Raw genomic sequence first — 13,544 nt, 5'->3', positions numbered from 1 at the left:
TGCACCGAGGAGTCATTCGAAACCGCCATTCGGAGCGCTCTATGCACCGCCTGACGCTTGCCAGTGCCGGCTTTTTCGCCCTGTTGTCCGGGCCGGCTTTGGCCGCGGACCTAGGTACCGATTTGCCGATGACCGCGCCCGGCTTCGACTGGACAGGCTACTATGCCGGCCTCCAGGCCGGCTATGGCTGGGGTTCTTCCGACATCTCCGGCACGGAAGGCGAGCCGTTCGCCGCTTCGCCCGATCTCGACGGCGGCTTTGTCGGCGGCCATGTCGCCGGCCTATGGCAGTTCAACCAGGCGGTGATCGGCGCGCGGGCCGAGCTCAACTATTCCGCGATCGACGGCTCGGCCCTGCTCGAACCCGGAAATTCCGTCGGCACCGACATCAAATGGCTCGGATCGATCAATGCCGAGGCCGGCCTGGCGGTCGACCGCTGGCTGATCTACGGCGTCGGCGGCGTCGCCTTCGCCGGTATCGAGACCTCGCAAGATGCCGGGACCAGCTTCGCCAAGACACGCACCGGCACCGGTTGGACGATCGGCGCCGGGGTCGACTATGCGCTGAGCAACAACATCGTCGTCGGTGCGCAATACCGCTACTACGATTTCGGCAAGGAGCATTTCGACGTCCCGGACGACTTCTCCGACCGCGACCAGGACGTGAAGCTGCACACGCTGGGCGTGAACTTCAGCTATAAGTTCTGAGAGGAATTAAGGCCGGCGGCCCGCAGGGGGCGGGGGGAATGGGTAGGGCCTGATGGACGCCGGCCTCGGCGGATCAAATCTGCCGCGAGAACAACCTTAACGTCCGACGCGGAATCCGTAATTCCGCGATCGCGCCACTAGCCGATCCATCGCTGGGTGCCGAAGCGAAAAAAGCAGCCCAACGCCGCCAATTGTGCGCTGTCATTCTGATCGTCGTTCTCATCAATGACCGCGCACCCCTAAACATGGCTTGACGGCTGCCGGCTGGCATCTGAAAAGGGCTGGCCTGCGGACGTGGCGGAATTGGTAGACGCAAGGGACTTAAAATCCCTCGATCTCTGATCGTACGGGTTCGATTCCCGTCGTCCGCACCATGTTGAAATTGCTTGCACATGTGGGTAGCCAGATCGCTCATTTGCTCGGGCATTCGCTTTACAAGGCCGGCCCCGGATGCATCGTCAGGCCTCAAAGCCACTTGCACACCGTGCCCGGCGAGTCTTCTTTCAGCAACCGCTAAGAACTGGTGCGAAGACGCCAGTCGATGGGGATTCACATCCGCCTTGTTCCGATCTAGAATCTGGGAATGGAACACGCGCTTGATGAACTCGCCCGTATCCTGAGAACCCCGCAGACCACGCTGCGGGAGCGCTACGGCGCAATCGTGCTGCGCCTAGTTGAAAGCCTCGCCACCGGGCTTGCGATCGGCATAGGCTTCGCCATCGTCCACGCTTTAGCTGGCTAGAGCCAACTGGCCGCAACCACGCGGATGACAGTTCCGCTGCAGCTCAGCCGACGATCGGGTTCAATTTCAGATGCTGGATCAGGATGATGGTCTTGGCGTCGACGATACGGCCGTCGGCAATGCCGGCCAGCGCCTCGTCGAGCGGCATCTCCAGGACCTCGATGTCCTCTCCCTCTTCCGGCGCCCCGCCGCCGTCGGAGATGCGGTCGGCCGGCGAGTAGCGCGCGGTAAAGAACCAGAGCCGTTCCGTAACGCTGCCGGGGCTCATATAGGGCGCGAACAGCCGCTCGACGTCCTTCAGCCGGTAGCCGAGCTCCTCTTCCGCTTCCTTGCGGATGCAGGTTTCCGGATCGTTTTCGTCGAGCAGGCCGGCGCAGGCCTCGATCAGCGACTCGCGATGGCCGGTGACATAGGCTGGATAGCGGAACTGCCGCACCAGGAGCACCGTCGAGCGCTGCGGATCGAAGGGCAGGATGACCGCGCCGTCGCCGCGGTCGTAGGTCTGGCGGGTCTGCGTTTCCCAGCGCCCGTCGCGGCGGCGATAGTCGAGCACCGTCTTCTTCAGCACCGCCCAGTCGTCGGACAGGACTTCCTCAGAGCGGATACGAACGCGATCTTCCATGGCGGACTCCGTGCTGTCGGCGGCAAAGGGGTAGCCGCTAAGCTTCGCCTGCGCAATCCTGGAAACCGACTGGTCCAGCAGGACTTTCACCGGCTCGTGTCTGGCGCGAAGCCCCGCGGCTGCCTAGATAGCGATATCTCTCCCAGGAGCCCGTTTCATGACATCTTCGCTTTTCCAGCCGATCACCATCGGCGGCCTCACCTTTCCCAACCGCATCGCTGTGGCGCCGATGTGCCAGTATTCGGCCGAGGACGGTTCCGCCAGCGACTGGCATCTCCACCATTGGATGAACCTGGCCATGTCCGGCGCGGGCATGGTGACCGTCGAGATGACCGACGTCGAGCGGCGCGGCCGCATCTCGCATGGCTGCCTTGGCCTCTACTCCGAGGACAACGAGGCGGCGGCCAAGCGCACGCTCGATGCCGCCAGGCGCGTCGCAGCGCCGGACACCAAGTTCGGTGTCCAGCTTGCCCATGCCGGCCGCAAGGCCTCTTGCCAGCGCCCATGGGAAGGCGGCGGGCCGCTGAAGCCGGACCAGGATCCCTGGCCGATCGTGTCGGCCTCGGCGATTGCCTACGACACGGGCTGGCAGGCGCCGCATGCGCTGGAGGAGGACGAGATCCAGCAAGTCATCCAACGTTTCGCAGAGGCGGCCAAGCGAGCCGAGCGCGCCGGCTTCGACTTCATCGAGCTGCACGCCGCGCACGGCTATCTGATCTTCCAATTCCTGTCGCCGCTTTCCAACCGGCGCACCGACCGCTGGGGCGGCTCGCTGGAAAACCGCATGCGCTTCGCCGTCGAGATCGCCAGGGCGGTCAAGAAGGCCGTTCCGAACCTGATGCTCGGCGCGCGCCTTTCGGTGAAGGAATGGGTCGATGGCGGCTTCGATGTCGAAGAGGCAATCGAAGTGGCCAAGGCGCTGAAGGCGGAAGGCGTCGCTTATCTCTGCTGTTCCAGCGGCGGCAATTCGCCATTGCAGAAGCTGCCCAGCGGTCCCGGCTATCAGGTGCATCTGGCCGAAGCCGTGCGCAACGGCGCCGGCATTCCGACACGCGCGGTGGGGCTGATCGACGATCCGAAGCAGGCCGAGGCGATTTTGGCCGACGGCCGCGCCGACATGGTCGCGCTGGCGCGTGCCTTCCTTGCCGATCCGCGCTGGGGCTGGCGTGCGGCGGCGACGTTCGGCGAGCAAATCCGGCCGGCGCCGCAGCTGGCGCGTTCGGTGACGACGATGCAGCATTGGATGAAGGCGGCCGGCTGAACGGCTGTCTGTGCTGGTGACGCAGGGGCTGAGACCTTTGGGCGCAGGCCTGCCGCCACGATTGCAACCAAATTGGCCGCTTTGCGTTGGCGGCCATGACAGACAGCAAGCCGTTTGAAAAGCCGGTGGTGGTCGAACTCGGCCATGTCGGCAAATATCGCCAAATAAGCAGCACCCGCGAAGCCGCCGAGTGCCTGATGACCGTTTGGCCGCTCAATCGCGGTCAGCGGCATCGTGATGCTCTCGACACTTGCCTCCAGGCGCTGGAGGGGTATCGTTCGACGGCGGACGCACGCCGTGCCTTGATCGAGGCAGCCGAGGAATCCGAAGTGCTGGTTCCCGAAGACAGGTTGCCTGACGGAAAGCTGCATTGAGCTAGCGGGAGTGTCTCAACCGGAGGATTCCATGGCGAAACTGACTTATAAGATCGTCGAGCATGACGGCGGGTGGGCCTATAAGGTCGGCTCGACTTATTCTGAAACATTTCCCACGCACCAGGATGCGTTGCGCGCCGCCGAAATTGCTTCGGCCGAACAGCAGGTCGCCGGAAACACGGACGGTATCCAGTATGAGGATTCCGAGGGCGTCTGGCATGACGAACTGGCCGACGGCCGCGATCGCCCACAGACCGAAGTTTCGGATTAATGACCGAAGTCTCGGATTAATTCTGCCGCATCATTCCCGCGCCGCGGCCGACGAAGTCCCAACCTTCATGCATGTCGCCGCAGCGGTTTTGGGAGAACGACATGCAAACAAGGACTTAAAGCGTGTCGCCTGAATCCGTTTCAGGGTGACGCGCTTTGACGTCGGCCGCCCGCCGGCACATGGTTTACTTACCGCAATACTGGTCGTTGACGTTCGGACCGGCATTTGCGTCAGGGCCGGCCGTATCCGAAGCGCATGGACCGACGGCCCCATTACCAAAGCTGTTGAGCCCTCTGACATCGCGATCCGAATAGATGCTGCCGGTGGTGTAGGGGTCGACCGGGGCTTCCTCGCTGTAGACCGGGCGGTCACGGTGCCACCACCACCACGCATCGGACGACTGCGCCATAGCCGAGGTGCCCATTGCCAGCATGAGCGCCGAAGCTGCAAGAATTTTCGTAAGCATGGGAGTCTCCATTGTGTCGATCGCCGAAGTATTGACGGCGACGCGAATGAAACCCTGGGTTGGGCGCAAAGTTCCGAGAGAAAATCGGCGAAGGGCAAGATGCGCGACACGTTTGTGTGACTGTGCCGTGAGCCGCCGGAACATTCGACTTGGCTGAAATTCAGGTGGGGCGCGCCTTACCCGCGACCGCCTCTGCCACAAGAGCCCTGCCCTGCTTGCGCATTGCGGCCGGCTGCCCGCCGCGTTATCTCAGGCGACCTGCAGCCGGAGTGAGCCATGCCTGAAATCGTCACCGCCGCCATGCTCGTCATCGGCGACGAGATCCTCTCCGGCAGGACCAAGGACAAGAACATCGGCCATCTCGCCGACATCATGACGGCGATCGGCATCGATCTTAAGGAAGTGCGCATCGTTCCCGACGAGGAGGACGAGATCGCCGCCGCCGTGAACGCCCTGCGTACCCGCTACACTTACCTCTTCACCACCGGCGGCATCGGCCCGACGCATGACGACATCACCGCGGATTCGATAGCCAGGGCCTTCGGCGTGCCTTGCGAATACGATGCCAAGGCCTATGCCATGCTCGAAGCAAGCTATGCTGAGCGCGGCATCGAATTCACCGAAGCGCGCAAGCGCATGGCGCGCATGCCGCGCGGCGCCGACCACATCGACAACCCGGTATCGATCGCGCCCGGCTTCCGCATCGGCAACGTTCACGTGATGGCCGGCGTGCCGTCGATTTTCCAGGCGATGCTCGATAATGTCGTGCCGACGCTGAAGGCGGGCACCAAGATGCTGTCGGCCACGGTGCACTGCCCGTTTGGCGAAGGCCTGATCGGCGGGCCGCTGGCAGACATCCAGAGGGCGCATCCCGAGACCATCATCGGCTCCTACCCGAAATATGGCGACGGCAAGTTCTGGACCGAGCTTGTGGTCCGCGCCCGCCGCGAAGAGGCTCTCGAGGTCGCGCGCAAAGACGTGGAGGCCATGGTGGCAGGCTTGTCGGCCGCAAGCTGATCCCCGGAACCAGAAAGGGTACACTGACGTTTCTGGCACAGCACTTTCGTGCCAGCCATTGAGGGGGACGTCATGCGCTTCAAGACAATCGTCGCCATTCTGCAGAACGAACAGGACGCCGAGCGCGTGCTCGACTGCGCCATTCCCCTCGCCGAGCGGTTCGAGAGCCATCTCGTCGGCATCCACGCGGAGGCGCTTCCGGTCCCTTACACGTCGGCCACCGGTTTCCCCGATACGGAATTCCTCCAGGTCTCGGCCGAGATGAACAAGGAGCGCGCCGACAAGCTGCAGGCTGTCTTCTTGAGACGCATCGAGGATTCCGGCCTCTCTTTCGAGTGGCGCAGCCTGGAAAGCTTCTCCGGCGACAGCGCGCTGACCGGCATATCGAGCGTGCGGGCCGCTGACCTGATCATCGCCGCGCAGCGCGATACGGGTGGCGATCCGGGCGCCGATGTCGACACGCTGGTCTACGACGCCGGCCGGCCGGTGCTGGTCGTTCCGCATGCGGGGCCGCTCGTCACCACCTTCAGGCGCGTGCTGCTTGCCTGGAACGGCAGCAAGGAGGCGGCGCGCGCCGCGTTCGACGCCCTGCCCTTCATCAGCGAGGCGGACAAGACCGACATCCTCGTCATCGATCCGCCGGAGACGCTCGACGAGGCTCCCGAGGCGGCCGGCGCCGAGATTGCGGCTGCCTTGTCGCGCCATGGCGCCAATGTCAGTGTTTCGGTGCAGAAATCGGGCGCAGCCTCCGTCGACGACATCATCCAGGAGCGGATCGCCGAATCCGGCGCCGATCTGCTGGTGCTCGGAGCCTACAGCCACTCCTGGCTGCGCCAGCTTCTGTTCGGCGGTGTCACCCGCACTGTGCTGCGCAGCGCAAACATTGCGGCCTTCCTGTCGAGGTAAGCATGTCTCCCGAAAGTGGGACCGGTTTCGGGACAAAGACATGCGTAAAATCAAAAACCTAAAGCGCACGGAGCGAATCTGAAAGATCGCGACGCGCTTAAGTCCACAGCCATCGCTGCTGGCACCTTGCCAAGACTGGCGCTTTCCGGCTAATTCCGCCTGCATTCCATCGTGTCTGCGCGCTGCGGCGCGCGCTTGCGGAGTGCGCGAACCATGTCCCTTCCCGAAAAAGCCTTCCCGGTCTCCTGGGACCAGTTCCACCGCGATGCCCGCGCGCTTTCCTGGCGGCTGTCCGGCGCCAACAAGGGACAGTGGAAGGCGATCGTCTGCATCACACGCGGCGGCCTGGTGCCCGCCGCCATCATCGCGCGCGAACTCGGCATCCGCGTCATCGAGACAGTCTGCGTCGCGTCCTACCATGACTATACCAGTCAGGGTCAGTTGCAGGTGCTGAAGGAGATCACACCTGCACTGCTTGCCGACGACGGCGCCGGCGTGCTCATCATCGACGACCTCACCGACACCGGCAAGACGGCGGGCATCGTGCGCGCCATGATGCCGAAGGCGCATTTCGCCACCGTGTATGCCAAGCCGAAAGGCCGGCCTCTGGTCGATACATTCGTCACCGAGGTCAGCCAGGACACCTGGATATACTTCCCATGGGACATGGGCTTCACCTACCAGAAGCCGATCGCCGACGATCACGCCGGCTGATTCGTTGGAAGCTGCTATTTTAGGTTCCAGCGCCGCTGACGAGCAATGTTTGCTGCATAAATAGAGCCGTCGGGCACGATATTTCGTAAAATTAATCCGCCCGGGTCGAATTTAACCAATCCGAGTGAAGTTTTTTACTTTTATTGCCCACGATACGTCGTAAGATTCGTTTGACGGCAAACGATTCTGGAGGCTGGGGCAGCTTCTCCGATGTTGACGAGGCCAACGACGCACAACCAAATGACCGAAAGAGTCCGGCGGCTCTTCGGCACCGCGCCGTGCCGCCTGCAGGTTGCAGCCTTGCCTTGGCGCGAGAATGAGAACGGCGTCGAGATCATGCTGATCACCAGCCGCGATACCGGGCGTTGGGTGCTGCCGAAAGGCTGGCCGGAAGCCAGGGAGCCGCTCTGCGAAGCCGCCGCCCGCGAAGCGGGCGAAGAAGCGGGATTGCACGGCACCGTCTCGCATCTCGAAGCCGGCCGCTATTTCTACGGCAAGGTCCTGGCGTCCGGCGAGGAAGTACCTTGCGAGGTTCTGGTATTCCCGCTCAAGGTCGACCGCGTTGCCGACCGCTGGAAGGAGAAACGCGCCCGTACCCGCAAATGGGTCGGCTCCGCGGAGGCCGTTCGCATGGTCAACGAGCCTGATCTTTGCCAGATCATCGCCTATTTCTGCGCCGACCCGCATAAATTCGCCTGAGCGTGACCATATAACCACATATGCGGTCTGACGAGCGGCTCGCGTATTGCCGTGGGCGAACATCGGTGCTTTGTTTGCTGTCGCAATGCCGATTCGGCTGGAGCAATTCCAGGAAAAGTGTGAAGCGGTTTCCGTCCGGAACTGCATAGAAACAAAGAGATAGAGCGATCCGGCGTTTCCGTGAAACGATGGACCGCTCCGACGGCGTCGATCGATGATGAACCCCGCGCAACCACTCGAAGAGACCTCCGGCGAACACCGGCGTGAGCACCGCCAACGCGTGCTCAAGGGCGGGACGATCATCACCGGCATCCAGAATTCCGAGGTGAGCTGCACCTTGCGGAACCAGAACGAGGGCGGCGCCGAGCTGAAGGTCGCGCCGGAATCGCGCGTCCCCGATCGTTTCCTGCTCTATGTTCCGGTCGATGGCGTGGCCTATCGGGCAGAGGTCCGCTGGCGCCGCAACGACCGCGTCGGCGTCAAGTTCACCGGCACCGAACCCAAGCCCAAACTCCATTACGGCTAACAGTCTGCTTGTTGGAACAAAGGCATCCGGCCGAGGCCGGATGCCGCTCACTTTACATGACGAGCCCCTTGGTCAGCTCGAGCGCCTGGCGCTCGAACAGCCGCCGATAGATGCCGCCATTCAGCCGGATCAGCTCGTCATGCGAGCCTTCCTCGATGATGCGGCCGCGGTCGAAGACCAGCAGCCGGTCGAGCGCACGCACGGTAGAAAGCCGGTGCGCGATGACCAATGTCGTGCGCCCGACCATCAGCCGCTCCATCGCCTTCTGGATGAGCACCTCCGATTCGGAATCGAGGCTCGATGTCGCCTCGTCGAGGATCAGGATGCGCGCATCGGCCAGGAAGGCGCGCGCGATCGCCACGCGCTGGCGCTCGCCGCCCGACAGCTTCACGCCGCGCTCGCCGACCAGGGTTCCGTAGCCCTTGGGCAGATTGGCGATGAAGTCGTGCGCGCTGGCGAGCTTCGCCGCATGCTCGATCTCGGCCTGGGTGGCGCCCGGCCTGGCATAGGCGATGTTCTCGGCCAGCGACCGGTGGAACAGGATCGGCTCCTGCTGCACGATGGCGATCTGGCTGCGCAGCGATGCCTGCTCAACCCGCGAAATGTCCTGGCCGTCGATCAGGATCCGACCCGCATTCACGTCATAGAGGCGCTGGATCAGCTTGACGAAGGTCGTCTTGCCCGATCCCGAATGCCCGACCAGTCCGATGCGCTCGCCCGCCGCTACGTCGACCGAGAAGTCGCGATAGAGCGGCAGCCGATGATTGCCGTAATGGAACGTCACCCTGTCGAAGGCGATACGGCCGTCGGTGATCCTGATAGGCTTGGCGCCTCGCCGATCCTCGATGCCGAGCGGTTCGGACTGGAAGTCGACCAGTTCCTCCATGTCGTTGATCGAGCGCTGCAGGTTGCGGATATGCGTGCCGATATCGCGCAGATAGCCCTGCAGGACGAAGAACGACGTCAGCACGAAGGCGATGTCGCCGGCACTTGCCTCGCCCCACGTCCAAAGCATGAGCGCCAGGCCGATCACCGCGGCCCGCATCAGCAGCAGCATCGCCCCTTGCGTGGTGCCGTTGAGCGTGCCGCGCATCCAGGTGCGGCCGGTGCGCAGGCGCCATTTGGCCACGACCGTGGCAAGGCGTGCCTCCTCGCGGGTCTCGGCGCCGAAACCCTTGACCACCGCGTTGCAGCTCACTGCGTCGGCCAGCGCGCCGCCGAGGCGCGTGTCCCAACTGTTGGCAAGACGTGCCGCCGGCGCGACATGGCCTAGCGACAGCATCGCGGTGATGGCAATGAAAAGCACCGAGCCGATGGCGACCACCAATCCCATCATCGGCCAGAACCAGCCGAGCAGCAGCGTCGATCCGACCAGCATCACAACCGACGGCAGCAGCGCGATCAGGATCGTGTCGTTGAGCAGGTCGAGCGCCCACATGCCGCGCGTGATCTTGCGCACGGTCGAGCCGGCGAAGCTGTTGGCATGCCAATCCGTCGAAAAGCGCTGCACGCGGTGGAAGGCGTCGGCGGCGATGTCCGACATCATCTTCAACGTCAGTTCGACGATCCATAGGAAGGCGGCGTTGCGCAGCACGACGCTGGCCAGCGCCAGCGCGATCAGGATGGAGAACGCCGTCATTGCGGCGTGCCAGGCGACCTCATCGGCGCCGGCGCTGCTGGCGACCGCATCGACCAGCCGCCCGGAGTAGAGCGGTGTCAGCACGTCGGCGAGCGTCGACAGCAGGAACGCGCCCATGATGAGCGACAGCCGCCACGGCTGCCGCCGCCAGTGGCCGAACGTAAAGCCGAGCACGCTGCGAAAGGCGCTGGCGCGCAGATCGATCTTGAAACGAGCCATGATATCATCCGGGCGCGAACGTGCCCGGTCCCGGTAAAGTCAAATTGGAAAACCCGCGGCGGCGCCTTGCAATGCGGAGGTTCAGTATGGCTGGCCGCTCGCCCGAGGCGGCGACCTGCAGCGGCGAAAGCCCCTCCTAAGTCCTGCCTTGCTCCGAAAGTGCTTCGGAGCGGCGGGGACCTAGGCCTCGCGGCCTCGCATAACGATGTCAAATCCTGCCATACGGTCCTCCCGATCGGGAATCGCGAAGAGGCTCTTATAGAGGTGGCCCACTACCTCGCCAAGGCAGGCTGTCCCCAAAACAACATCTGGTCCAAGCACTGGTACTATTTTGCAACAACGGCGGGTTGTGGCGATCCTGCAAATTCAGGCTGCGGGATTGCGTTCCAGTCGCATATAGCGCCCGTCGATCTCGAACCCGAACTTCTGATAGAGGCTGTGGGCGTCGTTGGTCGAGAGGCTCCAGTGAGACACGGTCTTCAGGTCTGGATGGTCGATGAGCGCCTGCACGAGCCGAATGCCGATGCCTTGTCCGCGATGCTCCGGCCAGATGATGACGTCGGCAAGGTAGGCAAAGACCGTATAGTCGGTGATCGCGCGGGCGAAGCCGACCTGCTTTCTATCGATATAGGCGCCGACGCAAAGTGAGTTGGCGAAGGCCCGATGATGCGCCTCATCGCTGCGCGCGCTCCCCCAATAGCTCGCCATCAACTGGTCCGAGGTCGCCCGGAAATCGATCCGTGACGGGTCAAAGCTGATTTCAACGTCAGGCGTGGGCTGGGCCGACATACTGAGATACGCTAGCCGCGATCCCGAAACCGGTTGGTGATCGGGTAGCGGCGGTCGCGGCCGAAATTCTTCCTGGTGATCTTCACGCCGGGTGCCGCCTGCCGGCGCTTGTACTCGGCGATGTAGAGCAGATGCTCGACACGGTTGACCGTTGCACGGTCATGGCCGCGCGCGACGATATCGTCGACGCTCATCTCGTTCTCGACCAGGCATTCTAGGATGTCGTCCAACACCGGATAGGGCGGCAGCGAATCCTGGTCGGTCTGGTTCTCGCGCAGTTCCGCCGACGGCGCCTTGTCGATGATGTTCTTCGGGATCACCTCGCCCGATGGCCCGAGCGCGCCGGGCGGCACATGGCTGTTGCGCCATCGCGAGAGCGCGTAGACCTGCATCTTGTAGAGGTCCTTGATCGGATTGAAGCCGCCGTTCATGTCGCCATAGAGCGTGGCGTAGCCGACCGACATCTCGCTCTTGTTGCCTGTCGTGACCACCATCGAGCCGAATTTGTTGGAGATCGCCATCAGGATCGTGCCGCGCGCCCGGCTCTGCAGGTTCTCCTCGGTGATGCCTTCCTGGGTGCCTTCGAAAAGCTGAGTGAGTGCATGCCTGAAACCTTCGACCGGCTCGAAGATCGGCACGATATCGTAGCGGCAGCCGAGCGCCCGGGCGCAGTCCTCGGCATCCTTCAGCGAGTCCTTCGACGTGTACCGATAGGGCATCATGACCGTGCGCAGCCGCTCCTCGCCGAGCGCGTCGACGGCCAATGCGGCGCAGATAGCGGAGTCGATGCCGCCGGAGAGGCCGAGCACCACGTTCTTGAAGCCGTTCTTGTTGACGTAGTCGCGCAGGCCGAGCATGCAGGCACGGTAGTCGGCCTCTTCCCGGTCGGGGATTTTCGACATCGGCCCTTCCGAGCAGACCCAGCGATCGGAATTATTTGCATTTTGCGCGCCTGCGGCGACGCGGCTTCTCTTCCAGGTGGTGACGGCGACCGCGTCCTCGAACTGGCTCATCTGGAAGGCGAGCGTCTTGTCGGCGCCGATGGCAAACGAGGCGCCGTCGAAGATCAACTCATCTTGGCCGCCAAGCTGGTTGGCATAGATTATCGGCAAACCGGTTTCGATGACCTGGCGGATGACGACCTGGTGGCGGACGTCGATCTTGGCGCGATAGTAGGGCGAGCCGTTCGGCACCAGGAGGATCTCTGCGCCGCTTTCGGCCAGCGTCTCGCAGACGGCGATGTCGCCCCAAATGTCCTCGCAGATCGGGATGCCGATGCGCACGCCGCGGAAATTCACCGGTCCCTGCAGTTCCGGCCCGGCCTGGAAGACGCGCTTCTCGTCGAACTCGCCATAGTTCGGCAGGTCGAGCTTGTAACGCTCGGCGATGATCTTGCCGCCATCGGCGAAGACGATCGAATTATGCGTGCCCGACTTGCGCTTGAGCGGTGTGCCGATGATGACGCCCGGACCGCCATCGGCCGTGTCCTTGGCGATATCTTGCGCCGCCTTTTCGCAAGCTTTCAGGAAGGCCGGCTTCAGCACCAGGTCTTCCGGCGGATAGCCGGCAAGGAAGAGCTCGGTGTAGAGCACGAGTTCGGCGCCCTGGCGGGCCGCATCCGCCCTCGCCTCGCGCGCCTTGGCGAGATTGCCGGCGACATCCCCGACAGTCGGGTTCAATTGAGCGACGGCGATGCGCAGGATGTCGGGAGCGGTCTGGGTCATGACTTGGGTTTAGCGTGGTGGAATTCGCCGGGCAATGGCGATTGCTTGTGCCACCTCGGCCATGATCGGCGAAGCCATGATTCCGGCCGAGAACCGAAGGCGGTCAGGCTTGCTCGCCCATATATTCGCGCAGCGTCTCGGGCGAATGGTTCTCGCCGATCGACATCGCCAGGATGCGCGAGATGTGCCGCCGCGGCAGCGCGGTTTCGGCTGCCCATTTGTTGAGTTGGGTCTGGATCTTGTCGAGATCCCGCTTCGAGGTCGGGCTTTCGGCGATATCGAGGCCGGCGTCCCGCAACGCGGCCGCCATGTCGGATGAGACGATGAAGGTGTCCCACTCCAGCCAGCGCAGGAAATACTGGCCAGTGTTGCCGCCGAGCCGGCTGCCGTGCTTGCCGAGATAGGCGGTGAGCCCGACCTGATCGTCGGCCGGCCATTCGGCGAGGAACTTGCCGAAGCTGCCATGCTCCTTCGAGACGCGGTCGACGAAGGCCGCATTGTCCCGAATGGATTTGATCTTTTGCGGGTTGCGCACGATGCGCTTGTCGGATGCCAGCTCGTGCCAGAAATCGTCCGGCTGGAACAGGAGCCGCTTCGGCTCGAAGCCGAGGAACGCCTCCTCGAAGCCCGGCCATTTCTGCTCGATGACGCGCCAGACGAAGCCGGCGGCAAAGATCCGCTCGGCCATGGTGGACAGGATGCGGTCGTCGGGGATTTTCGCCACCGCCTGATTGTCGGGCATCGGTCCAAGCAGCGACGCCAGCGCCTCTTCACCACCCTTGCGCTTTGCCGCCCGGGCACGAATCTTCTGGAAATCGGCCATCTCTGCCCTCGCCTGTTCCGACCAATCTATCACTTCCCGTTCTGG

At 63.3% G+C, this 13,544-nt stretch carries 16 protein-coding genes and 1 tRNA gene; 11 read left to right on the top strand and 6 right to left on the bottom strand.

What is annotated here, in order from left to right; translation table 11 throughout:
- Positions 1-41: 41 nt before the first annotated feature.
- The 3 genes from ABID26_RS25065 (at position 42) to ABID26_RS25055 (ending at position 1,449) form a co-directional block, all read left to right on the top strand.
- Complete coding sequence (locus ABID26_RS25065; protein WP_126099911.1) at positions 42-707, top strand: outer membrane protein; 666 nt, start codon at positions 42-44, stop codon at positions 705-707.
- Positions 708-995: 288 nt separating this feature from the next.
- Positions 996-1,081: transfer RNA gene (locus ABID26_RS25060), tRNA-Leu, on the top strand.
- 209 nt (positions 1,082-1,290) lie between these two features.
- Positions 1,291-1,449: a hypothetical protein gene (locus ABID26_RS25055; protein ID WP_189521181.1), complete on the top strand. Its 159-nt coding sequence runs from the start codon at positions 1,291-1,293 to the stop codon at positions 1,447-1,449.
- Between the two features lie 43 nt (positions 1,450-1,492).
- Here the strand turns inward: ABID26_RS25055 and ABID26_RS25050 are convergent, their stop codons facing one another.
- A complete protein-coding gene (locus tag ABID26_RS25050) occupies positions 1,493-2,071 on the bottom strand; it encodes an NUDIX domain-containing protein (RefSeq protein WP_292344500.1) in 579 nt (192 codons plus the stop codon).
- Positions 2,072-2,228: 157 nt separating this feature from the next.
- Here ABID26_RS25050 and ABID26_RS25045 point away from each other — a divergent pair, with 157 nt between their 5' ends.
- The 3 genes from ABID26_RS25045 to ABID26_RS25035 all read left to right on the top strand — a co-directional run bounded on the left by ABID26_RS25045 (position 2,229) and on the right by ABID26_RS25035 (position 3,977).
- A complete protein-coding gene (locus tag ABID26_RS25045; RefSeq protein ID WP_292344499.1) occupies positions 2,229-3,332 on the top strand; it encodes an NADH:flavin oxidoreductase/NADH oxidase in 1,104 nt (367 codons plus the stop codon).
- 95 nt (positions 3,333-3,427) lie between these two features.
- A complete protein-coding gene (locus ABID26_RS25040; protein ID WP_126099908.1) occupies positions 3,428-3,706 on the top strand; it encodes a DUF982 domain-containing protein in 279 nt (92 codons plus the stop codon).
- Between the two features lie 31 nt (positions 3,707-3,737).
- On the top strand, positions 3,738-3,977 hold the full coding sequence (locus ABID26_RS25035; protein ID WP_126099907.1) for a DUF2188 domain-containing protein: 240 nt from the start codon (positions 3,738-3,740) through the stop codon (positions 3,975-3,977).
- A gap of 184 nt (positions 3,978-4,161) precedes the next feature.
- Here ABID26_RS25035 and ABID26_RS25030 read toward each other — a convergent pair whose 3' ends face one another.
- Positions 4,162-4,443, bottom strand: coding sequence for a hypothetical protein (locus ABID26_RS25030; RefSeq protein WP_126099906.1), 282 nt, complete (start codon positions 4,441-4,443; stop codon positions 4,162-4,164).
- A 276-nt stretch (positions 4,444-4,719) separates the two neighbouring features.
- On the opposite strand from ABID26_RS25030, the gene ABID26_RS25025 reads away from it, so the two are divergent.
- From ABID26_RS25025 to ABID26_RS25005, 5 genes are all read left to right on the top strand, one after another.
- Entirely contained in the window at positions 4,720-5,460 is a 741-nt protein-coding gene (locus ABID26_RS25025; RefSeq protein WP_292344498.1) for a competence/damage-inducible protein A, read from the top strand.
- A gap of 72 nt (positions 5,461-5,532) precedes the next feature.
- Positions 5,533-6,366, top strand: coding sequence for a universal stress protein (locus ABID26_RS25020; RefSeq protein ID WP_292298958.1), 834 nt, complete (start codon positions 5,533-5,535; stop codon positions 6,364-6,366).
- Positions 6,367-6,579: 213 nt separating this feature from the next.
- The gene (gpt, locus tag ABID26_RS25015; protein WP_010909158.1) at positions 6,580-7,080 is read left to right on the top strand and encodes a xanthine phosphoribosyltransferase; all 501 of its coding nucleotides are present in this window, start codon (positions 6,580-6,582) and stop codon (positions 7,078-7,080) included.
- 210 nt (positions 7,081-7,290) lie between these two features.
- A complete protein-coding gene (locus tag ABID26_RS25010) occupies positions 7,291-7,779 on the top strand; it encodes an NUDIX hydrolase (RefSeq protein ID WP_292344497.1) in 489 nt (162 codons plus the stop codon).
- Between the two features lie 214 nt (positions 7,780-7,993).
- On the top strand, positions 7,994-8,305 hold the full coding sequence (locus ABID26_RS25005; RefSeq protein ID WP_126099901.1) for a PilZ domain-containing protein: 312 nt from the start codon (positions 7,994-7,996) through the stop codon (positions 8,303-8,305).
- 52 nt (positions 8,306-8,357) lie between these two features.
- On the opposite strand, the gene ABID26_RS25000 is transcribed toward ABID26_RS25005, so the two are convergent.
- From ABID26_RS25000 to ABID26_RS24985, 4 genes are all read right to left on the bottom strand, one after another.
- Positions 8,358-10,163, bottom strand: coding sequence for an ABC transporter ATP-binding protein (locus tag ABID26_RS25000; protein WP_126099900.1), 1,806 nt, complete (start codon positions 10,161-10,163; stop codon positions 8,358-8,360).
- 366 nt (positions 10,164-10,529) lie between these two features.
- The gene (locus ABID26_RS24995) at positions 10,530-10,952 is read right to left on the bottom strand and encodes a GNAT family N-acetyltransferase (RefSeq protein ID WP_126099899.1); all 423 of its coding nucleotides are present in this window, start codon (positions 10,950-10,952) and stop codon (positions 10,530-10,532) included.
- Between the two features lie 11 nt (positions 10,953-10,963).
- Positions 10,964-12,676 carry an NAD+ synthase gene (locus ABID26_RS24990; RefSeq protein ID WP_292298955.1) on the bottom strand — a complete coding sequence of 571 codons (1,713 nt, stop codon included), beginning with the start codon at positions 12,674-12,676 and terminating at the stop codon, positions 10,964-10,966.
- Positions 12,677-12,779: 103 nt separating this feature from the next.
- On the bottom strand, positions 12,780-13,499 hold the full coding sequence (locus tag ABID26_RS24985; protein WP_126099897.1) for a DNA-3-methyladenine glycosylase I: 720 nt from the start codon (positions 13,497-13,499) through the stop codon (positions 12,780-12,782).
- Positions 13,500-13,544 lie beyond the last annotated feature (45 nt).

The organism is Mesorhizobium shonense, from assembly GCF_040545255.1.
Taxonomy (GTDB): domain Bacteria; phylum Pseudomonadota; class Alphaproteobacteria; order Rhizobiales; family Rhizobiaceae; genus Mesorhizobium; species Mesorhizobium shonense.
Note: the sequence above shows the minus strand (reverse complement) of the source record. Positions and strands in the feature narration are given on the sequence as shown.